The organism is Micromonospora sp. C51, from assembly GCF_018070435.1.
GTDB lineage: Bacteria > Actinomycetota > Actinomycetes > Mycobacteriales > Micromonosporaceae > Micromonospora > Micromonospora sediminimaris.
The window spans coordinates 23,439-44,460 of record NZ_JAGPXQ010000046.1 but is presented as its reverse complement, the minus strand read 5'-3'; the positions used below and the strand labels follow the sequence as shown (position 1 = coordinate 44,460).

Below are 21,022 nucleotides of genomic sequence, written 5' to 3'. Positions count from 1 at the left end.
CCTGACCAGGCCACCGGACCACGCACCCCGCGCCGCGTGGATCATGCAGTTGTGGCAGGGGCAAAAAGCAGAAAAAGGGCGTAGCGGCGACCATAACTGCATGATCGGCGAAGACGGGCGGGCGGCCCTCCGTGCTGCCGACGCGGAGGGCCGCCCTTCACCGGGGGATATCGGTGTCCGTGGGGCTTTGGTAACCCTGGGGCCAGATTACCGATGAATGGGGGTCTCGGGAAGAGTGTCCGACTTTGCGTGCCGGCGGCCCGGGACCCGGGTGCCGGGCCGCACCGGCAGGACGACCAGCAGCACGAGGCAGAGCCACACGTACGCGTTGCGGAGCAGGAACTCCCACGGGCTTCCGGTCGGCGACGGCGTGATTCCCCAGTCGTAGAAGGACACCACCCCGTACACGATGATCGAGGTGACGGCGACGGCGAGAATCAGCAGCCGGCGGCGTCGGCGTGCCCCCACCACAGTGCGCGGATCGGTGCCCAACGCCGCGTCCGCCAGGATCACCACCGCCGGGATGAACCAGTAGATGTGGTGTGTCCAGGTGATCGGGCTGATCAGCGCCGCCACCAGTCCGGTAAGCGTCAGGCCGGTCAGCGCGTCCCCGGCCTGCGACGCCCGCACCGCCCGCCACAGCCCGTACCCGCTGACCACCGCGACCAGCAGCAGCCAGATCAGCCGGCTCGGCTCCTCCGGAGCGATGAGCCGGCTCAGCAGTCCGAACAGCGACTGGTTGCCGGTGTAGTCGGTACGGCCGACCCGGTCGGTGGCCCACAGTTCGTGCGTCCAGAACCGCCACGAATCAGCCGGCGCGACCGCCGCGGCGAGCAGGGTCGCCCCGGCCGCGGTCGCCCCGGCCACCACCGCCGCCCGCCACCGCCGGGTGGCCAGCAGGTAGATCACGAAAATGGCCGGGAACAGCTTGAGCGCCGCCGCCAACCCGACGCCCACCCCGGCCCAACGGCTGTCGCGGGGTACGGCGAACAGCAGGTCGGCCAGGATCAGCACCACCAGCAGCATGTTGATCTGCCCGAAGGTGATCGTCTCCCGGGTGCTCTCCACGCCGAGTACGAGCAGCACGCCGACCACGAGGGTGAACAAATGGGGCAGGTGGTTACGACGGATCACCGGATCGAGCAGCCACTTCGTGGTGACCACCACGCCGAGCAGGGTCAGCCCGGTGAAGATCGCCACCGTGGCGCCCAACTTCAGCCAGGAGAACGGCAGCAGGACCAGAGCGGCGAACGGCGGATAGGTGAAGTACAACTCGCCCTGCACCCGGTCCGGCTGCACGTAGTCGTACAGCGGGTTGCCGGCGGCCCACCAGTCCATGGCCGCCATGTAGATCTTCAGGTCGAAGTAGTCGTGGGTGCGTCCCGGCAGGTAGAGGGCGGGAAGCGCCGCCGCCAACGCCAGCGCTCCCACGATCCGGCGGGCCGTACGGCTGCCCGGGTCGTCCAGGTCGACGCTCGGTGGTGTGGCGGGTTCGGCGGACACGGGGAAGACCTTAGCGGTCGGTGACCGTGGCGGCGCGGAGCCACGAGACTTGGCCTGCGCGTAGGCTGTCCCGGTGGCTGATCTTCTCGTTTGGATCGACTGTGAGATGACCGGGCTGGACCTCGGTGGCGACAAACTGATCGAGGTCGCCGCGCTGGTCACCGATCCCGACCTCAACGTGCTCGGTGACGGCGTCGACGTGGTGATCCACGCTGACGACGCCGCGCTGGACGCGATGCCCGAGATCGTCCGGACGATGCACGGCAAGTCGGGGCTGACCGACGAGGTACGCCGCTCCACCGTCACCCTGGCCGAGGCGGAGGAGCGGGTGCTCGACTACGTCACCCGCCACGTCAAGGATCCGCGCACCGCCCCGCTCTGCGGCAACTCGATCGCCACGGACCGGGGCTTCATCGCCCGGGACATGCCCCGCCTCGACGCCCACCTGCACTACCGCATGATCGACGTCTCCTCGATCAAGGAACTGTGCCGCCGCTGGTACCCCCGCGTGTACTTCGGCCAGCCGCAGAAGGGCCTCGCGCACCGGGCCCTGGCCGACATCCGGGAGAGCATCCGGGAGTTGGAGTACTACCGGCGCACCATCTTCGTCCCCCTGCCCGGGCCCGACGTGGAGAGCGCCAAGGCCATCGCCGGCGAACTCTGACCGCCCCGGGCGGCCGCGGGGTGCTGTCGCGGCCCGGCGGCAACCCGCTGGACGTGGTCGGCCGTGGTGGGGGTATGATTTCACCGCACCCGCCCCGGGCGATCGACCGGGCGCGGCGGCATGGTGGCTGTAGCTCAGTTGGCAGAGCACCGGGTTGTGGTCCCGGTTGTCGTGGGTTCAATTCCCATCAGTCACCCCACCGGTCAGGCCCCCTCCACGGAGGGGGCCTGACGCGTCATAGGGGACTGGTAGGGGAAGTCAGTTCATGGTGCCCCGTCGGCTGAACCCGTCTGCGTACCCCTCGGCGTAGGTCTGCTCGACGACAACCCCGACCACCTGGCGGCGGGCGAGGCGGTGCGGCAGCTGGGGGTGGAGGACCCGGTGCAGTAGCCGGACCGCCGCTGACGGATCCTGCAGGTCTACTGGTCGGACAGCTGGCTGTCACAGGTCGATGAGGTGTGGGACTCACGTCAAGATCGATGGGGTGGGGTCGAATCCGCAGCCCAAGACGATGATCCACCGGCAGTAGGAGCGTCACGCCGCGACGCCAGCAGCAGCGGAACACCCACGACCGGCACCAGCCACAACGCAATGTAGAGCCGATCACCCTGACCTGTCACCGGGTGGGCGACCTGCGTGGCCAACCCAGTGCCGGCGACAGCCAACGTCACCCACGCCAAAGCACGGTCGTGGCGCATCAGCGCCCACGCGCCCAGGGCCAGACCAGCGAGCAGCCACGGTGCCCGCAGCTCCTGCTGCAACCACTGCGGCCAAAAGTTGACATTCAGGTCGACCAGTCGACGCCACGGGTCGGCGACGTCGGGCCGGGTGAAGTGGTCGGTGAACTTGTCCTGCAACGTCTCCCCGGCGCCCGCCAGGTTGAGCACCTTGGCGGTCACGGCGATACCCGCCGCCGCGGCGGCACCCACACCGGCGAGGAGGAACGTGCCGGCGTGCCGGTGCTGCCGGCTGGTCGCGGCGGCAAGGAGAGCGGCAGCGGTCAGCCCCGCCGCGACCAGAAGGAACGTGGAGTGCCGCATCGTGGCCCCTACCGCGACCGCGCCGACAAGCAGCACCGTACCGGCCATGATGCGGCGGCGCGTCAACCACCACGCGCCAAGCAGCGCGGCAACGGTGAGCGCCATGACCGGCCCTTCGGTGAGCGGGTAGGAGCCCCACCAGCCGATCGGTGACCCGTAGTAGGCCACCTGCCCGGCTACCGCCAGGTGCACCGGTGCGCCGAGCTCGCGCAGCAGCCTGGCGACGAGCAGCCCGCCGATGGCGGTGCACAGCACGGAGGTCACGGACAGGCCGGCGTTGACGCCGAGGACTGCGACGAGCGGGGCGGCCAGGATCGGATAGCCGGGCCGGTCGCCGAAGATCGCTTCGTAGCGGGGCTTGTTCGGTGTCAGGCCGTCGGGGTACTTGGCGATGCAGTCACGGACGCGCTGAGCCATGCGGGGCGGTTTGTCGATGGTGAGCGGGTTGACGGCTGCCCGCCGAGCGTCCGACCGGGCCTGGTCGCGGCAGTAGGCCGCGAGGGCGGTCTGTTGCGCGTCGGCGGGTGTCTCGCCGAGCAGCTCAAGAGTGGCGCTTGCGTAGCGGTAGGCGTCGTTGGCCGGTCCGACGGCGGGGCGAAGCGCCACCACCCAGAGCCCCACCCAGGCGAGCGCCACGAGTAGCGGTAGCCAGCGCCTCAATGCAGTGCTCCCTTGCGTTGTCGCCCCCGTCTGGGTGCGGGTCAGGAGTGTATCGCCGCTCACCATCAGTCGATCAAGGAGATGGCGCCGAGACGCGTGCGCCCGCCAACCTGCTCGCGGTCCGCTCCTTGCTGATCTTCGGTACGCCGAAAACGGCCCGGGGCCGCCGTACCGTCACGTCCACGCCGAAGGTCGCCGAGGCGCTCAGCGCACTGGTCGTCGGCAAGAGCCGCGATGAGTTCGTCTTCGCCACCCCAACGGCGAGCCGGTGCGTGCCAGGAACTTCCGCCGGGGCTGGCTCACGTCAGTGGAGGCGGCCGGGCTGTCCGGGCTGCGTATCCACGATTTGCGGCACACCCAGGTGGCGGCTGATCTCGGCGAACGTGCCGCTGTCGGCGATCTACCGGCGGCTGGGCCACGGGAGCGTTGCGGTCACCGATGGTCTGACCTGGGCCTCTGGGCGGGTCCAATTCCTTCGGTCACCCCACCCGTCAGGCCCCCTCCACGGAGGGGGCCTGACGCTTTTGGAGTGACCGGCGGCCGGTCTGCGGCCCGCTGCGGGGAGCAGCCACCCCGGTTGCCGCATGTCGCGGTGTGCCCGCCGGCCGAGGCCGCAGGTTGCGGCATGACGCGGTACGCCCGCCAGCGGAGGCCGCAGGTCGCGGCATGTCGTGGCGCCGGTGCCGGCGTGGGGTCAGGCGGTGGGTGCTTCGCTTGACGAGACGTCTGGGTCGGTCTCGTCGTCGGCTGCCGGCTCGTACGGCAGGGCGCTGCCCTTGACGTACTCCTCCCAGCTGACGTTCCAGTCGGTCCAGCCGTTGCCGATCTGGAGCTTGCGTTCGGTGCCCTTGACGACGATCGGGTCACCGACCCGCGTGTTGTTGAACAGCCAGGCGCCGTTGGCCATCGAGACGTTCACGCAGCCGTGCGAGACGTTCGTCGTGCCCTGCTGCCCCTCCGACCACGGTGCCGCGTGAATGAACTCGCCGCCCCAGGTGAGCCGCTGCGCGTAGTCGATCTTCGTCCGGTACCCGTCCTCGGGGCCCAGCTCGTCGTACGTGTCGAAGACCGTCTTGCGCAGCTTCTCCATCACCACCATCGTGCCGCTGGAGGACGGGGTGCTCTTCTTGCCCAGGCTCACCGGGATCGTCTTGATCTTCTCGCCGTTCTTGGTGACGGTCATCCGCTTGGTCCGGTTGTCCACCGTCATCAGCAGCTTCGGGCCGATGGCGATGTCGACGGTCAGGTCGGCCCGGCCGTACCAACCATCGCCAAGCGGCAGCCCGCCGGCCTGCACGCGGTACGACACCTTGCTGCCGGCCTGCCAGAACTCCTTCGGCCGGTAACGGATCTCGGTGGGGCTGACCCAGTGCCAGATGCCCTCCTGGGCCGGCTCCGAGGTCACCGTCATCCGGCGTTGCAGGTCAGCCCGGTACTTCTCCGGAATGTCCCGGCCGAACTTCACGATCAGCGGCATGGCCACCCCGACCGTCTGGTCGTCACCGAGGAAACTGCTGATGCGTACCTGCTGGTCCGGCTCCTCCATCACGGTGAAGGCGCTGGTCGCGGTCACCGGCAGGCCATCGTCGCCGGTCGCGGTGACGGTGGCGGTGTACGCGGCGCCGTAGGTCAACGCCTTCGACGGCAGCCAGCTGCGGCCGTCGGTGGCGAGGTCGCCCTCGACCGCCTCGCCCTCGGCGTCGGTCAGCTCGACCGTGACGTCCTCGGCCTGCTCGGCGGCGAAGGCGATCGCCGTCGAGGCCGGCACGTCCTTGGCTTCCGCCGCCGGCTCGCTGATGCTCACCGACGCCTTCGCGGCCGGCTGGTCGGCGCCGTCCTGCCAGCCCGGCCCCTTGTCGCCACCCTTACCGCCGGTGCAGGCGGAGGTCAGTGCCAACGTCACGGCGAGCAAGCCCGCGGCGAGCACCCCCCGCCGTCGGTTGCGCTGGTCCCGAACTCGCATGGTGTCCTCACAGTCGTGGTCCGCTGCCCGTCCCCATTACTGACGCACCAGTTCACGTACCCGTTGCGACAAGTGAACCGAAACACGTGGAAGCGGGATGTCCGGATAGTGACATATTTCGTCCGGTCATACGGCCGGACCGGCGCCACCGTCCGGAACTGGCAGCGCACTGCCCTTGACGAACTCCGACCAGCTCAGGTTCCACGCGGTCCAACCATTGCCCGCCGCCAGCTTGCGTTCGGTGCCGGTGATGGTGATCGGATCGCCGATCTTCGTACGTTGGAAGAGCCAGCGAGCGTTCGCCATCGAGACGTTGACGCAGCCGTGCGAGACATTCTGCCGCCCCTGGACGTGCTCCGACCAGGGGGCCGCGTGGATGTACTCGCCGCCCCAGGTGATCCGCTGGGCGAACTCGATGTCCGTGACGTACCGGTTCTCCGGATCCGGGTCGTCCATCGTGTCGAAGACTGTCGCTTCCTTCTTCTCCATCACCACAAGCGTGCCGCTGGACGAGGGGGTCTTCTTCTTGCCCAGGCTCACCGGCAACGTCTTGATCAGCTGCCCGTCCTCGTACACCCGCATCCGCTTGTCGGAGTTGGTCACCTTCATCTCGAAGGCCGAGCCGATCTTCGCGGTGGCGTTGCGGTCGACGTTGCCGAACCGACCGTTGCTCAGCGGAATGCCGGCCAACGCGATGCGTACGGTCAGCTTGGTGCCGGCCTTCCAGTACTCCGGTGCGCGGTAGTACGCCTGGGTGCCGTTGTCCACCCAGTGCCAGGCGCCCGGCTGCGGCGGATCGGTCTGCACGAACATCCGCTTCTGCACCTTGGCCCGGTCCTTCTTCGGGATGCCCGGGTGGAACTCCGCCACCACCGGCATCGCCACCCCGTACGTCCGGTCGTCGAACAGGTACAGCCCCGAGGTGATCATCGAGCCGGGCTTGGCCATCGTGGTGAACGTGCTGGTGCCCTCGCTCACCGCGCCGTCCGGCCCCTTCGCGGAGACCGTGGCGGTGTAACGGGTCGACCACTTCAACGGGGCCGACGGCACCCACGAAGACCCGTCCGTACGCAGCTTGCCTTTGACCGCCTTGCCGTCTTCGGTCTTGAGGGTGACCTGCGACACCTCGCCGCCGTCCGGCAGCTTCGCGCCGATCTCCACGCTGACCGGCCGGTTCTTCGCCCCGTCGGCCGGACTCACCGTCAGCGGCGGACCACTCGACACCTCAGGCGCCCCCGGTGCGCCCGGCGTCCCGGTGCCGGACGCCCCGGGTGTCTGGCCGGGTACGAACTCGGCCGGCGCGCGCTCCTCGCCGCAGCCCGACAATGCCAGCGACGCCACCAGCCCCAAGGCGCTCAACAACGCCCCGGCCCGCGCGAACCTGCCCATCCCCACCCCTGTCCTAGCGCACCTGGCGGACATCGTGCCGTATCGCTGCCGCCCGGCATCACCCCGGTCCCACACTTTGCGAAGGCTTGTCATCAAATGTCCGGAAAGCTCGACCGAAGGGAGGACCCCGGGATCTGATTGGAACCCGCTTCAGGGTGCGTGCTAGTGTTTCCCCCGTTGTCAGCGAGCGCCGCTAGCTCAACTGGCAGAGCAGCGGACTCTTAATCCGCGGGTTCGGGGTTCGAGTCCCTGGCGGCGCACCAACGAGCAAGGCCCTGACCTGGTAAAACTCTGCCGGTCGGGGCCTTTTTCGCGTACGCCGGTGGCGGGTGGTAGCTCGGTGGGTGCTCGGGAGCCGTTGGACCCGGATTGGCGTCGGTGGGACCAGTGCGATGCCCATGGACGCCTGGGTTAGGTCCGGGCATGGCGTCATCGCGATTTGCCGTCACCAGAGGCGGCCGACCGATCCGCATTGGCAAGTTGGGTTGCTGTATCGAACGCCGTCGTCCAAGGGAAGGCGCGCTGCCGGTCCTTGCCACTGCCGGGCGGGTGTGGTTCCCAGCGGTCTTCGGGGCCGAGGAGGATGCGTACCCCTTCGTCGCGGAGGCTTGCCACGGCGCGGCGGAAGGGCGAACGGGCGGCGAGGGCGGCGTTGACGAACGGGACGATGACGGTCGGCACCTGTCGTCCGATCAGTTCGGCGACCGAGGTCATGGCGTAGTTGTCGGCGAGACCGAGGGCGATCTTGTTGATCGAGTTGTACGTCGCGGGTGCGATGACCAGGGCGTCGGCGGCGGGTAGCGAACGGCGGCCGCTGAAGGATGCCTGGTAGCTGGATCGAACGGCAGCACCGGTCAACTCCTCGATCACAGGCACGTCGATGAAGTCGATGCCGTTGGGGGTGGCGGTGACGGCGGTCGTCCACAAGTGCTTCTGCGCGGCGTTGATCAGTTGGGTCACGTCGGCGGCGGGCCCGGCGGCGCAGACGACAATCTGAAGGTGGCCGCCGCTCATAGCCGGATCCCGGCCTCTCGTGTGAAGTCGACGACGGCGTTGCGGGCGGAACCCTTGGCAAGGCTCGCGAGGTCGGTGGCGATGTGTTGGACGGTTGGGCGGCAGCGGATCTCCTCGGGTGCCACCTCGTACGCGGTGCGCAGCGCGGTCAGGCCGTGGTCGTAGCGCCCCCACTGGGTGTAGGCGCGGGCGACATCGATGTACAGCGCCGCTTTGCGCTCGGCGAGCGTCACCTTGTCCAGCGGTACCGTGCGCGCGATGCCGATGGCTGTGCCGGCATCACCGAGGGTCAGAGCGACGTTGACCCGGTGGAGCAGGACGTTGGCGGCACCGAACCCGGTCCACCGGTCGTTGCCGTCGTAGCCGAGTCGGGCGGCGGCGCGGCTCGCTTCATCGAGCATTGCTTGCGCGGTGTCACGGTCGTCGGTGCGGGCGGCGGCGACGGCACCTCGGAGGACGAGTGCGCCGTACACGGCTACCGCGTCCGCCGAGGTGAGGCGCGTGTCTTGGTCGAGCACGCCGGCTGCGTTGCCGGCAAGGGTCACTGCCTGCTTGTCGTGGCCGTTTGTCATCAGGGCGTGGGTCATGATCCGAGCGCTCGTGGCGGCGGCTACCGGGTCCTCGCTCGCCGCTGCGGCTCGGGTGCTTCGTTCGGCCGCGATTAGGGCCATCCCTCGGTCGCCCACCTTGAGCAGGACGCTGCCGACGACGTGGTACAGATTCGCAGCCAGAACTTCGACGTGCCTTTTCTGTTCGCCCTGCGCGCTGGCCCTGGCGGGTTCGAGTGCGGGCAGCAGCGTTACGAGCTGGTCAAGAACGCGTTCGTACCGGCAGGCTTGGTAGTCGATCTTCGCGGCGGCCACGGCGCGGGAGAACTGTTGAGCGGACAGCGCCACCGCATTCGGATGGCGTGGCGAGACGAGCGCGTCGAGTAGTGGTGCGACGCCGGGCGCAGCGGCGACGCCGATCGCCGCCCCGCGTAGCAGATCTCTTCGTCGCACGTCACCATCCGAGCCGGAGTCACCTTGTCCGTCATCGCCAGTATCCGTATCCATACCGGCATTCGGCAGCGTGGTGCCTACGGTTGCACCGCTGGTGCCCGTCGCCAGCAGGGCCTCGAAGCGTTCCCGTGCGTCGGGTGTGGCTCGGGCCAGCACGGTGTCCAGCGCAGCCTGCATGTCGGCGCGTGGGAGGACGTTGTCGCCCTGGCTGCTCCACTTGGCCACCGTCCGCCGGGCCGCGCCTAGGTGCTCGGCGAAAGCGGTCACGCTCATCCGCAGCGCGTTACGCAGTGCGTTCGCTTCTCGGCCGGTCCAGGTCGTCACCGGAGCCATCGCACATCCTTCCGAAACGGACAGTCCTCGGCCTGATGATCGTACCGGCACGTGGGGTGACAGCAGGTGCACCGCCAGTGCACCGGTCGGACATTCCGTCCACCTGCCTCCCGGGACCAGGCTGGGTGTGCCGGTACACCGATCCCCAGTGTTCCGGCAAGTCAGCGGCAATCCCACGCTAGGGAGTTCCAGATGGATGTGCCGATTAGCGGCAGGTCGGAATGCGACCCGACGCACCGGCAAGTGCTCGCGCCGGGCACTCCGTCGATCGCACGGGTGACTCCTCGTTCGCGTACCGCTACCAGGGCTGCGTGGGCGGGTGACGGGTGTTCAGGTCCCCGCCGCTGGCGGACAGGGGTGGGGTGGCCGGCACGCCGGCAAGCCCACCGCACGCAGGTGACAGCTCTGACCGGAGGTCGGTCATGACCGTGTACATCTCGCGCAACGCCAAGATCGGTAGACCGCCACAAGACCGTGCAGCGGAGGTTCCCCCGGTGGTGCGGTCGTGCCGTGCCGACCCGCCGCTGCTGACGCATGTCTGGCGGATCGTGTTCGAGCGACAGGCACGAGAGCACGACCATCGGTGACCGGCGACCGGGGCCAGAGCCGGGCCCGAGCGAATGGTGCGGCCGTGTTCCGGCAGGAACATCTGCCAATGCAGCCATTGTGGCTTTGCCGGCGGTGCGGTCAGCCGTGGCCGTGCGGCGCGGCGAAGCTCGCCCTCGCGGCCGAGTACCGGGACAGCCCGGTGAGCCTGTTCCTCTACCTGGCCAGCTGCCTGCACGACGCGATCGATGACCTGCACCGGCTCAATCCCAGTGAGGCGGGTGGTACCGCCTCACTGTTTGACCGGTTCCTCGGGTGGCCCGCCCGCACCCACGCCTACCGAGCCAACACCGCCACGGCGATCGGGAACGAGGAGACATCGTGAACGGCATCGGCCTCATCAGCGTCAATCGTCAGCCGGCAATCGCCAGCAGGTTCCACACACTGGTCGTGCAGCCCACCAGCTTCTGCAACCTCGACTGCAACTACTGCTATCTGCCCGACCGCAGATCCATCCGCCTGATGAGCGATGCCGTCGCGCAAGCCTGCGCCGAATCGATCGCCCAGCAGAACAGCAGTCATCCGGTCAGCGTCGTGTGGCACGGCGGCGAGCCGACTGCTACACCCACCGAGACTTTTCAACGGCTGCTGACTCCGTTTGAGGATCTGCGGCGCGACGGCCGGGTGCGTCACGAGATCCAGACCAACGGCACCCTCATCAACCAGCGGTGGTGCGACCTGCTCGCCATACACGACTTCGAGATCGGGATCAGCATCGACGGTCCAGGCACGCTGAACGGCAACCGGCTCGACCGAGGAGGCAGGGCAACGACCGCCCAAACGATGCGCGGCATACAGAACCTCGTCGACAACGGCCTGACGTACTCAGTGATCTGCGTCGTTACACCCGAGACCATCGACCATGCCGACGACCTCGTCGAGTTCTTTGCCGGTCTGCCGGGCTGTGAGTCGGTGGGCTTCAATATCGAGGAGCAGGAAGGTGCCGACCGCCTGCCAGTCTCCGAGGAAGCCGCCTACTGGTTCTGGTACCAGGTCGTGCGGTACCGGCTTGCCGGCGGCCTGCTGCGGATCCGCGACGTGGACCGCTTGGCCGACTACCTCGCCACCACCCGCGCCGGGCTGGTCGACGACGTCCCGTACGAGCCGATCCCCACCGTCTCCCACGACGGCCAGGTGGTTCTGCTGTCACCGGAGCTGCTCGGCATCAAGGATCCGCGTTACGCGGACTTCATCGCCGGCAACGTGCTCCACGAGCCGATCGGCGACATGCTCGCCCATGGCGGCGAGCTGCGATACGTCACCGAGTTCGTGACCGCGCTCAACGACTGTGCCGACCGCTGCGACTTCTACGACTTCTGCCGGGGTGCGCAGGCAGGCAATCGCTACTTCGAGCACGGCACCTTTACCCCGCGGGAGACCGCCTACTGCCGCACGACCCGGCAAGCCCTGATACGCGCTGCTGCGGATCACCTCACCCCTCAAGGAGGACCCTCATGACCCACGCCCTCACCTCGCTTCTCGACGCCCCGCCGGACCGTCTCGCCCTTCTCGGCGTCGACCCGACCCGCGCGGTAGCGTCGATCGACGCGGCAAAGTTCGACAACCGCCCTACCTGGGACAACAAGGGGAAGTTCGACAGCCGCCCCGCCTGGGACAACTGGAACAAGAAGAAGTCGTAGCCCGACCGGCGGTGCGATTAGACGCGGGGTGGCGTGCCCACCCCGCCCGAACAGGTTGAGGGAACATGCGGACGACCACCGTGGGCGACGTGACCCTTCTCCTGCCCGACCTCGATCCGGAGGACCTCGACCAGGTCAGCGATCTGTCCGACGATGACCTCCGCGACGGCCTCGTCGATGGGGTCTCATGGCGTGGTGAGCAGCTTGCGGAGCAGAGCATCCGAGGCTGCCGGATCACCGGCTCGGACCTCGGTGAGGTCAGCTGGGAAGCCGGGGCTCTCTACGGGTGCGAGATCGTCGGGACGGACCTGTCCGGCGCGACCCTCACCGGTGTCAGCATCGAGCGGTGCTCGTTCACGGGATCCCGGTTCACCGGTGCCCGGCTCATCGACGTCCGCCTCAAAGACGTCCTGTTCGACGACTGCCGACTCGACTACGCCACCCTGAATCGCGTCAGCGCGGCCGGATCGGTGGCCTTCACCAACTGCACTCTCAGCCATGGCAGTTGGTCGTCCTGCCGCCTGTCCGGCATCGCCCTGCGCTCCTGCGATCTCAGCGACCTGGAACTCGAATCCTGCCGCCTCGATGGCGCGGACGTTCGGGGCAGCCGGTTGCACCACCTCAAGACGCCGCTGGACAACCTGCATGGTGCCGTTCTCGGTGAAGAGCAGCTTTCTGACCTGGCCCGTTTGGCCGTCGAAGCCCTGCGCATCGTCGTTCATGCTGAGGTCTGACCGAAGCCGAGACAGCTGACACCCTGACAACCGGCCGACGTCGCCCTAACCCCGGTTGCCCAGCCCATGCACGCGCCGCGCTCACCGCAACCGGCATCAAGCAGCGCCTCGTACTCGCCGACCTTGCTACATCCCAGGGCCGAGAGAAGCTTGCCGGTAATCGTTGGGCCCGTCGCGACACAAGCCAGGGTGAGAGGCGCCGAGGCGATGGGGGTTCGGGTGGGTCCACCGAAGGAAAGGGACGAGGGCTGGTTCACCGGCCTCTACGTCGCCGAGTACGCGAATGTAGTGAGGTATGGCCTGCGCCGACTCGCGGACTCCGACGCGTCGGCGGAGCTGGCCCAGGAGGTCTTCGTCGTCGCCTGGCGTCGTCGTAACGAGAAGACAGGTGAGCTGCTCGCCCACGAGCGACTGACGCTGTCGCCCGTGCGGATCAGCGCGTACCAAGTGATTCTCGATGCCGCCTGGACTGATCGATTAGGTTGAACGCCGAACTCCGGGGCCGCTCCTTCCGGGAGCGGCCCCGCCGCAATGTCGGATTTCAGAGCTGTGGCCGCCTTCCGCGACGCCATCCTCGGCCGGGACGCACCGATCGTGACCCTGCAGCAGGCTGCCGCGATCAGCGCCGCCGCCGAGGCCGCGCCGGTCAATCCCGTCGAAGTGCTTGCCCGCAACGCGCGTGGCATGGGCGTGCCGGGCTGATCGGGGACGACCTGTGGGGATAGATGCCAGCCTGTTCTGCCTGTGCCGACGAGTCCGCCTCTTTCTCGGCAAGCCGGTGCGTAACTCGTGGGACGACATCATCTATTTCGCCTACGCGCACCCGAACGCGCCTAACCACAGTCAGTCGTGGGAGATGTCGGGGGCGTTGTGGAAGATTCTCGCGGAGCATGTCGGTCACCAGTTGCAGGTAATCTACGACTCTCAGTTGGAGTACGACGAGATGTGGGAGCCGCCGGGGCCGCCAGCCAAGATCGGCGGTGACGAGCCTGGTGACATCGAGTTCGATGACTACCTTGCCGATTGGCCCGAGGATGACTTCGCCGACTACCCGAGTAATGGGTGGGATGTGTCGAAGGTCGGCTATCTTGCGTGTTTCCGCTGTCGGGAACGGCTCTGCCTGGGGCAGGCGGTACGCGATGCTGGCGGTCGGGTGTTGTTCTTCCACCGTGGTGGTCCGGAGGCTCCGGCCAACTCCCGGCAGCCGGTGCTCAACCGTGCGGCCTGGCGGTTTCTGGCTCGGCACTCCACGCACGAGTTGCCGATCCTGGTCGGTCCACCGTACGACCGGGGCATTGACGGGTACGTCGAGATCGGCGGCCAGCGGCCTGACGACGTTCCGTTCGACGACTACCTGGCCAACTGGCCCGGGTAGGCATTGGTCAACGCCACGGGCATGATCACACCCGTCGTCCGCCTACGAACTGCGGAACGTGGGTTGATCATGGTCTGATGGCCGTGGAGCTCACCTGCCCCACCGTGCCCGAATGCTGCCGCTGGACCCGCCCCGGAGCGTGGCCTTTGACGAGTCGGCGGTCATGCTGCGCCGGTGCGATGCCATGTGGCTCAGCGACTGCTCGGGATCGGGACTGCACGACGTCCGCGACCGTCGGAGTGAGATGTGCCCAGCCTGCTCGGCGAGCGTCCAACCGTTGTGCCGCTCCGACGGCGCCAGCAACCCCGCAGCGCGCTCCGCCGGGCGGTGGCGGCTCCTGACGGGAGGGTTCCGTTCGAAACCACGCCTGCTGTCGCCTCGAGAAGTATTCTCCTGGAAGTGGTGCAACTCGGTTATTCCGGTCAGTAGTTCGGACTTCGACGCCATGGTTGCGCTGGTGGGTCGAGCCGCGTCGGGCAGTGACAGGTCGTGTCGCGCGACTGGAGGGAGATGCCATGCCGGACGCCATCCCTACTGTCGATCTATTGATCGGCGGTAGGTGGACACCCGCCCAATCAGGGCGAAGGACCACGAAATTACGCCCCATCGATAATGAGCCGCTGTCGGAGGTCGCCGCCGCCGGCCGTACCGATGCGGCGGCTGCCGTTGATGCGGCGGCCTCCGCGAGGGCTACCTGGGGAACTTGGTCGCCGGGGCAACGGCGCGAGGTGCTGCAGCGTGCCGCAGGTCTGCTGACCGAACGCGGCGACGACATCGTCGGTGCGATGTGCCAGGAGACCGGCGCGGTGCTCAGCTGGGGCCAGTTCAACCTGAAGCTCGCCACCGACATGCTCATCGAGGCGGCTGCGCAGACGTACGGCATCGTCGGCGACGTCGTCCCGTCCGACGTGCCCGGCATGACCGCGCTCGGCATCCGCCAACCGGTAGGAGTGGTCGTCGGCCTTGCCCCGTGGAACGCGCCGCTGATCCTCGGCATGCGAGCCGTCGCACTTCCGCTGGCATATGGCAACACGGTGGTGCTCAAGGCGAGCGAGGAGGCCCCGGCGACCCATGTGGCCATCGCCGCCGCCCTGCATGACGCCGGCATGCCACCCGGCGCGATCAACGTGATCACGAACGCACCGCCGGACGCGGCGGACGTTGTCGACGAGTTGATCTGCCACCCGCAGACCCGCTGCATCAACTTCACCGGCTCGACCTCGGTGGGGCGCGTGATCGGCGAGAAGGCCGGCCGGCATCTGAAGCGCACCGTCCTCGAACTCGGCGGCAAGGCGCCGATGCTGGTGCTGGCCGACGCGGACATCCCGGCGGCGGTACGCGCCGCCGTCGCCGGCTCCTTCATGAACCAGGGTCAGATCTGCATGTCGACCGAGCGGATTGTGGTGGAGTGCCAGGTCGCCGACGAGTTTCTCGACCAGTTGGTGACCCACGCCGGCAGGCTGGCCATGGGCGATCCGCATGAACCGTCGACCGAGCTCGGGCCACTGGTGAACCAGCGGGCCGTCGACCATGTCGCGTCGCTCGTCGCCGACGCCCAGAACAATGGCGCCGAGGTGCTCATCGGGGGCCGAGCCGACGGCTTGTTCTACCCACCGACCGTACTTCGCGGCGTGACCCCGAAGATGCGGGTCTACAGTGAAGAGTCTTTCGGGCCGGTCGCTGCGGTGATCGAGGTGGATGACGTCGACGAGGCCGTCGACGTCGCCAACGACACCGAGCTTGGTCTGGCCAGCGCGGTGTTCAGCCGCGACGTGGCCAACGCATTGCAGGTGGCCCGCCGGATCGAAGCCGGGATCTGCCACATCAACGGGACCTCCGTCCACGACGAACCGCAGATGCCATTCGGCGGCGTCAAGGCCAGCGGCTGGGGTCGGTTCGGTTCCCGGGCGGCACTCGCCGAATTCACCGACCTACGGTGGATCACGATCTCGCCGTTGGACCGGCAGTACCCGTTCGGGCCGCACGTCCCGTCCCTGTCCGGAATCTGAGCGGCGGCATGCGCAGCGGGTGATGCGGGCCCGACGGAGGGCTGGTCACGGTCATGCCGAGGTGGCACGCGAGGGAAGGATGATGACGCCAAGTGGGCGACCAGCTGGCTGACGCACTCCAGGTGCTGGAGCGTGGGGAGAGCCGCACCTTCAAGAGCATTCCGCCGGAGCCCACGGGCACCGTCCGCCTGGACGTGACAGAGTCGGCCGGCACCGTCGTGAAACAGTGGTTCGTCACCATGGAGGGCGGGACTGTCCGGGTCCGCAGGCCAGATTCGGAAACGCCCCGGCCGGAGCCGGACGCCGTGCTGCGCACCGACAACGATACGTTCGACCGGCTGGTCAGGGGCGAGGAACGGTTCGTGCCGCTGTTCTTCCGCAACGCGCTTGTGGTCGAGGGGCACCTGGGACTGGTGCACATGCTCGCCATGGTGCTGTTCGCCGGACCGCCCACCGGCCATAATCCACGGGATTTCGTCCATGAGGAAGCCGGCTTCTAATGGTCGAGAAGACGCTCAGCATCCTTGACGGAAACACGTTCCTCGTCACGGATGTGCGTGGCGATGTCACCCCGTCCCCGAATTCACCGGCCGGGCTCTTCTCGTTCGACACCCGCTTCCTGTCGACCTGGGTGCTGCGCGTCAACGGGGAGCGACTCAGCCCAATGTCCCGCAGCGATCTGCACTTCTTCGAGACCCGGTTCTTCCTCGTCCCCGGGAAGCCCACGCACTACGTCAACGCCAAGCTCTCGGTCATCCGCAAGCAGACAATTGGCATTTGTCTCGTCGAACGGCTCGTAGTCCTCAACCACGACATCGAACCGGCGGACGTCTCCATCCGGATAGACGCGGACGCCGACTTCGCCGACATCTTCGAGGTCAAGGAGAATCGGCCAAAGCGCGGTAAGCGATCGGTGTGTCAAAAGGATGGGCGTCTCTGTCTGCACTACGAGCGGGCGACGTTCTACCGGGACACCATCATCTCCAGTGATAGACCGGCCAAGGTGGACGACGGCGGCATGACCTTCGACATCCGTCTCGAACCGCAGGGCCGCTGGGACGTCGAGCTCCAGGTGGAACCGATCATCAACCGGGGGGTCGGCGGTTCCGTTACCGTCTGGGAGGCGTACCGCAGGCGGAGCAGGCCACAGGTGCGCGAGGAGTTGGAGCGCTGGATCGACCGCGCGCCACGGCTCGCCAGCGACTATGAGCCGCTCACGGCGGCATACAAGCGCAGTTTGTACGACCTGGCCGCTATGCGTTACTCGTCGCTGACCGCGACCAGCCCGATCCCGACCGCCGGACTGCCGTGGTTCATGACCCTCTTCGGCCGGGACAGCATCTTCATCAGCCTGCAGACGCTGCCGTTTGTGCCTGCGCTGACCCCGCCCGTGCTTGGCTTGTTGGGGACGCTGCAGGGCAGCACCTTCGACGATTTCCGCGAGGAGGAGCCGGGCAAGATCCTGCACGAGTTCCGGTACGGCGAGTCGGCGGCGTTCGAGGAACAGCCGCACACCCCCTACTACGGATCTGCCGACGCCAGCCCGCTGTTCGTCATCCTGCTCGACGAGTACGAGCGGTGGAGCGGCGACGTGGAGGCCGTGCGTCGTTTCGAACCGCAAGCCCGTGCCGCGCTCAACTGGATCGACGAGTACGGCGACCTGCTTGGCACCGGCTACATTTACTACCGGCGGCGCAACACCCGTACTGGCCTGGAAAACCAGTGCTGGAAGGACTCCTGGGACTCGATCTCCTACCGGGACGGTCGGCTGCCCGCCCTGCCCAGGGCAACCTGCGAGCTACAGGGGTACGCCTACGACGCCAAGATACGCGGGGCGCGAATGGCCCGCGACTTCTGGAACGACCCCGAGTACGCCGACCGCTTGGAGGGCGAGGCGGCGCAACTGCGGGAACAGTTCAACCGCGATTTCTGGATCGAGGAGGAAGGGTACTACGCGCTTGCGCTCGACCCGGAGGGCAAGCGCGTTGACGCCCTCGCCTCCAATATGGGTCACCTGCTCTGGAGCGGCATTGTCGAGCCGGAGCGGGCACGCCGTGTGGCAGACCACCTCCTCGGGCCGAATCTGTTCTCCGGTTGGGGCGTGCGTACCCTGTCCACCACCAACCTCCGATACAACCCCGTCGGCTACCACGTCGGCGCGGTCTGGCCGTTCGACAACTCGATCATCGCCTGGGGTCTGTGGCGCTACGGTTTCCGGGAGGAGGCCGCCCGGATCGCCGATGGCATGATCACTGCGTCGGGGTACTTCGACGGCCGGTTGCCCGAGGCATTCGCCGGCTACGAGCGGAGCCTGACCGGCTACCCGGTCGAGTACCCGGCGGCGTGCAGCCCTCAGGGCTGGTCGGCGGGGGCGCCGCTGCTCCTACTTCGCACGATGCTGGGGCTCAGCCCGTACCCGGACCATCTGGCCGTCGATCCGTACCTGCCGCCGTCGGTGGGCCGGATCGAACTGCTCGACATCCCGGGGCGGTGGGGGCTCGCCGACGCGTTCGGCCGCCGCCGCCGCCGCGACGGCGACCAGCGGGCGGGGCCGGTCGCCCGACTCACCCACGGCGAGTAGCTTCCGCACCACGGGCGAGCTTGATGACGCCACAGTTGGGTCAGGTCGGCGGCGGGGCCGGCGGCGCAGAACGACGATCTGCGACTGCCGCCGGCCCCTCGCGCCGGGGTTCAGCGGTTCGTCGGCTCGCTGGTCGGAGTCGGCTGGACGCGCTCGAACCGTACCCGGCTCAGCCAGCCCGGCAGGTCACTGAGTGCGTACAGTTCGCCGTGCACGTCGGCGTCGATGGCGGTCGGTTGGATGGGGAAGTTGCCGATGATGGCGCTCTCGTAGCCGCCCCAGGGCTTGGGGCGTACGGCGAATGCGAGGGTCGAGCAGTAGTCGCTGGCGACGTAGGTGCCCCAGGCTTCCGGGGTGTCGGACCCTCGGTACACCACACCGCCGGTGACCGAGCAGCTTTCCGTCATGTAGTGCTCGTACTCGAAGACCGGGTCGGTGTACTTCACGCCCGGCTGGCACTGCTCCGGGTCGAACACCGGGGTGCCCTCGCGGCAGGACCAGCCGAGGTTCGCGCCACCCTGCCACGGGCGGATGTGGTTGATCTCTTCGACCAGGCCCTGGCCGACGTCACCGATCCACAGTGAGCCGTCGACCTTGTCGACCGAGAACCGCCAGGGGTTGCGCAGCCCGTAGAGCCAGATCTCCGGCCGCGCGCCGGGGGTGCGGACAAACGGGTTGTCGCGGGGTACGCAGTAGGGCTTCGCGCCGCAGCTGCGGTTGACGTCGATCCGCACGATCTTGCCGAGCAGGGTGCCGAGGTCCTGGCCGGCCTTGTACGGGTCGTTGGCGTGGCCGCCGTCGCCAAGGGACCAGTAGAGGTAGCCGTCGCGCCCGAACGCCACCTGTCCGCCGTTGTGGTTGTTGTACTCGGCGTGCTCCTGGGTGAGCAGCACCTGTAGCCGCTCGGGGTCGCTGATCGGCAGCCGCGCCAGGGTCAGTTCGCCGGCTGGGAGGCTGGTGTAGGCCACGTAGAGCATCCCGGTCCGCGCGAAGTTCGGCGCGGGCGTGATGCCGAGCAGGCCGCGTTCGTTGCCGGACGTGTCGACCCGGGCGGTCAGGTCCAGCACCGGCTCGGCCGCCAAGCCGCTGTCGGGGTGGTAGGAGCGGACGGTGCCTTTCTTCTCCGCGATCAGCATCCTTCCGTCCGGCAGCCCGGTGAGCGCGATCGGACGTTGTAGTCCGAAGGCCACCTGTTCGGCTACCACGGTCAGCTCGGTGAGGGGCACCCTGCCGGGGCGGGGTGCGCCGGCCGTGGCGGTGCCGGCGACCGACGCCGACAGGATCAGAACGAGCAACCCGGCCAGAGCGGGGATCGGGCGCCATCGCCGTCGCGACATGTTCTCAGCTCCTTGAGCAGGTGGAATGGAGTACGCAGTCTGGGAGCGGGTCCAACACTACATCAACTTTTATCAATGCATTAACCGGCAGCGCAGAATCGGCGGCCCGGTGGAGCGGTCTTCGTACGATGACCACCATGGATGTTGCGATCGTGACGAACGCGGTCGTGGCCGCGGTCTCGGTGATCACCGTCGGGGTCTCGGTGTTCTTCGCGCTCCGGCAACTGCGGCTGTCGCAGAGCGCGAACCACACCCTGGTCGCGATCGAGCTGCTCACCCGGGACCGGATGAGCGACGCCTTCCTGGACAGCCAGCAGTTCGTGCTCACCGAGCTGAGGGCTAGGTGTTCGCCGGAGCTGCGGGTCAGCGATCTTCCGTCCGACGCCCGTAAGCATGTGAACCGGATCGCGTTGTACTACAACGGGCTGGGCCAGATGCTGGCCTTCGACGTCGTCGACCCGGCGCTGTTGATCGGCACCGGTGGCTTCCGCGCCCGGGAGGCGTGGAGCGTGCTGGAGCCGTACATCCTCGCCGAGCGGGCGGCCCGCGGGGAATCGTATCTGGCGAACTTCGAGCATCTCGCCGTGCTCGCCACCGAGACGCCGTGGTCGGTTGCGGTGCGCAAGCTGGGCCTACGCCGATTCGACAGCTATCCCGCCGACCTGGGCCTGGCGACCGGGGCGGGTAACGCGGCCGGGAAGGCGCCGGCCGCCGATCCAGCCAGCGAACGCGACGTCAGCTCGGCGGGCTCCGTGTGACGACCACCGCGCCACTGTCCCGGATGGGCAGGTAGGTCGGGTCGGCGCGCCGCCGCGCCTCAACGGCCGCCGGTCGCCGCCTACTCGTCCATGACGTGGGTCAGCGTGGTCGATGTTCACGTGCACATTGCACGCGACGGTGGTGGTGCAACTGGTGTGGCTCGCGACGGTGGATCTTCAAGCTGTGACTTCCATCGATCGAGAGGCGTCGTGGCGGAGCTGTCCGGCCGGTGCAACGTACTCGTCTTACCTGCTCTTTTTCCGGTCTTTCGGGGCAACTCCTTGAGCGTCCCGTAACTTTGTGGCAATCTCACTGCCATCGATGCGTAGCGTTGTGTCGTCTCCTGTGGTCTGCCCCAACGAGCACGTGAGTCGCCGGGCGATGTTAGCGCTAACCCGTCGAAGTGACGCGACT

20 protein-coding genes and 2 tRNA genes are annotated in these 21,022 nt (G+C 67.8%); 15 read left to right on the top strand and 7 right to left on the bottom strand.

What is annotated here, in order from left to right; all coding sequences use genetic code 11:
• Positions 1-207: 207 nt before the first annotated feature.
• Positions 208-1,503, bottom strand: a complete 1,296-nt coding sequence (locus KBX50_RS28380; protein ID WP_210940940.1) for a glycosyltransferase family 87 protein — start codon at positions 1,501-1,503, stop codon at positions 208-210.
• Positions 1,504-1,576: 73 nt separating this feature from the next.
• Between KBX50_RS28380 and orn the strand changes: the two genes are divergently transcribed.
• Positions 1,577-2,167, top strand: coding sequence for an oligoribonuclease (gene orn, locus KBX50_RS28375; protein ID WP_210940939.1), 591 nt, complete (start codon positions 1,577-1,579; stop codon positions 2,165-2,167).
• Between the two features lie 123 nt (positions 2,168-2,290).
• Positions 2,291-2,366: transfer RNA gene (locus tag KBX50_RS28370), tRNA-His, on the top strand.
• 271 nt (positions 2,367-2,637) lie between these two features.
• Here KBX50_RS28370 and KBX50_RS28365 read toward each other — a convergent pair.
• From KBX50_RS28365 to KBX50_RS28355, 3 genes are all read right to left on the bottom strand, one after another.
• On the bottom strand, positions 2,638-3,867 hold the full coding sequence (locus KBX50_RS28365; RefSeq protein WP_247674585.1) for a hypothetical protein: 1,230 nt from the start codon (positions 3,865-3,867) through the stop codon (positions 2,638-2,640).
• Between the two features lie 694 nt (positions 3,868-4,561).
• Positions 4,562-5,830: an Ig-like domain-containing protein gene (locus KBX50_RS28360; RefSeq protein WP_210940938.1), complete on the bottom strand. Its 1,269-nt coding sequence runs from the start codon at positions 5,828-5,830 to the stop codon at positions 4,562-4,564.
• Between the two features lie 126 nt (positions 5,831-5,956).
• Positions 5,957-7,219: an Ig-like domain-containing protein gene (locus tag KBX50_RS28355; protein ID WP_210940937.1), complete on the bottom strand. Its 1,263-nt coding sequence runs from the start codon at positions 7,217-7,219 to the stop codon at positions 5,957-5,959.
• A gap of 187 nt (positions 7,220-7,406) precedes the next feature.
• Here KBX50_RS28355 and KBX50_RS28350 point away from each other — a divergent pair.
• Positions 7,407-7,482: transfer RNA gene (locus KBX50_RS28350), tRNA-Lys, on the top strand.
• Between the two features lie 166 nt (positions 7,483-7,648).
• Here KBX50_RS28350 and KBX50_RS28345 read toward each other — a convergent pair.
• Both KBX50_RS28345 and KBX50_RS28340 read right to left on the bottom strand, forming a co-directional pair.
• Entirely contained in the window at positions 7,649-8,233 is a 585-nt protein-coding gene (locus KBX50_RS28345) for a flavoprotein (protein WP_210940936.1), read from the bottom strand.
• Positions 8,230-9,567 carry a hypothetical protein gene (locus tag KBX50_RS28340; RefSeq protein ID WP_210940935.1) on the bottom strand — a complete coding sequence of 446 codons (1,338 nt, stop codon included), beginning with the start codon at positions 9,565-9,567 and terminating at the stop codon, positions 8,230-8,232. Before KBX50_RS28340 ends, KBX50_RS28345 begins: the two co-directional genes overlap by 4 nt.
• Before the next feature lie 422 nt (positions 9,568-9,989).
• Here KBX50_RS28340 and amcA (KBX50_RS33680) point away from each other — a divergent pair, with 422 nt between their 5' ends.
• From amcA (KBX50_RS33680) to KBX50_RS28290, 11 genes are all read left to right on the top strand, one after another.
• Positions 9,990-10,154: a multiple cyclophane-containing RiPP AmcA gene (gene amcA / locus KBX50_RS33680; RefSeq protein WP_307871098.1), complete on the top strand. Its 165-nt coding sequence runs from the start codon at positions 9,990-9,992 to the stop codon at positions 10,152-10,154.
• Between the two features lie 68 nt (positions 10,155-10,222).
• Positions 10,223-10,498, top strand: a complete 276-nt coding sequence (locus tag KBX50_RS28335) for a hypothetical protein (RefSeq protein WP_247674584.1) — start codon at positions 10,223-10,225, stop codon at positions 10,496-10,498.
• Complete coding sequence (gene amcB / locus KBX50_RS28330) at positions 10,495-11,631, top strand: cyclophane-forming radical SAM peptide maturase AmcB (protein ID WP_210940933.1); 1,137 nt, start codon at positions 10,495-10,497, stop codon at positions 11,629-11,631. Before KBX50_RS28335 ends, amcB begins: the two co-directional genes overlap by 4 nt.
• Positions 11,628-11,813 carry a multiple cyclophane-containing RiPP AmcA gene (gene amcA, locus KBX50_RS28325; protein WP_210940925.1) on the top strand — a complete coding sequence of 62 codons (186 nt, stop codon included), beginning with the start codon at positions 11,628-11,630 and terminating at the stop codon, positions 11,811-11,813. The genes amcB and amcA (KBX50_RS28325) overlap by 4 nt, the downstream gene beginning before the upstream one ends.
• Positions 11,814-11,878: 65 nt before the next feature.
• A complete protein-coding gene (locus tag KBX50_RS28320; RefSeq protein ID WP_210940922.1) occupies positions 11,879-12,547 on the top strand; it encodes a pentapeptide repeat-containing protein in 669 nt (222 codons plus the stop codon).
• A gap of 219 nt (positions 12,548-12,766) precedes the next feature.
• Entirely contained in the window at positions 12,767-13,033 is a 267-nt protein-coding gene (locus tag KBX50_RS33070; RefSeq protein ID WP_247674583.1) for a hypothetical protein, read from the top strand.
• Positions 13,034-13,096: 63 nt separating this feature from the next.
• A complete protein-coding gene (locus KBX50_RS28310; RefSeq protein WP_210940921.1) occupies positions 13,097-13,249 on the top strand; it encodes a hypothetical protein in 153 nt (50 codons plus the stop codon).
• A 13-nt stretch (positions 13,250-13,262) separates the two neighbouring features.
• Positions 13,263-13,922 (top strand): hypothetical protein, encoded by a 660-nt coding sequence (locus KBX50_RS28305; RefSeq protein WP_210940920.1) that lies wholly within the window; start codon positions 13,263-13,265, stop codon positions 13,920-13,922.
• A 515-nt stretch (positions 13,923-14,437) separates the two neighbouring features.
• Positions 14,438-15,931, top strand: coding sequence for an aldehyde dehydrogenase family protein (locus KBX50_RS28300; protein ID WP_210940918.1), 1,494 nt, complete (start codon positions 14,438-14,440; stop codon positions 15,929-15,931).
• A gap of 92 nt (positions 15,932-16,023) precedes the next feature.
• Positions 16,024-16,431, top strand: coding sequence for an SCP2 sterol-binding domain-containing protein (locus KBX50_RS28295; RefSeq protein ID WP_210940916.1), 408 nt, complete (start codon positions 16,024-16,026; stop codon positions 16,429-16,431).
• Entirely contained in the window at positions 16,431-18,512 is a 2,082-nt protein-coding gene (locus KBX50_RS28290) for a glycogen debranching N-terminal domain-containing protein (RefSeq protein ID WP_210940907.1), read from the top strand. The genes KBX50_RS28295 and KBX50_RS28290 overlap by 1 nt, the downstream gene beginning before the upstream one ends.
• A 110-nt stretch (positions 18,513-18,622) precedes the next feature.
• On the opposite strand, the gene KBX50_RS28285 is transcribed toward KBX50_RS28290, so the two are convergent.
• Positions 18,623-19,849, bottom strand: a complete 1,227-nt coding sequence (locus tag KBX50_RS28285; protein ID WP_210940905.1) for a sorbosone dehydrogenase family protein — start codon at positions 19,847-19,849, stop codon at positions 18,623-18,625.
• A gap of 137 nt (positions 19,850-19,986) precedes the next feature.
• Here KBX50_RS28285 and KBX50_RS28280 point away from each other — a divergent pair, with 137 nt between their 5' ends.
• On the top strand, positions 19,987-20,607 hold the full coding sequence (locus KBX50_RS28280; protein ID WP_210940898.1) for a hypothetical protein: 621 nt from the start codon (positions 19,987-19,989) through the stop codon (positions 20,605-20,607).
• Positions 20,608-21,022: the final 415 nt, after the last annotated feature.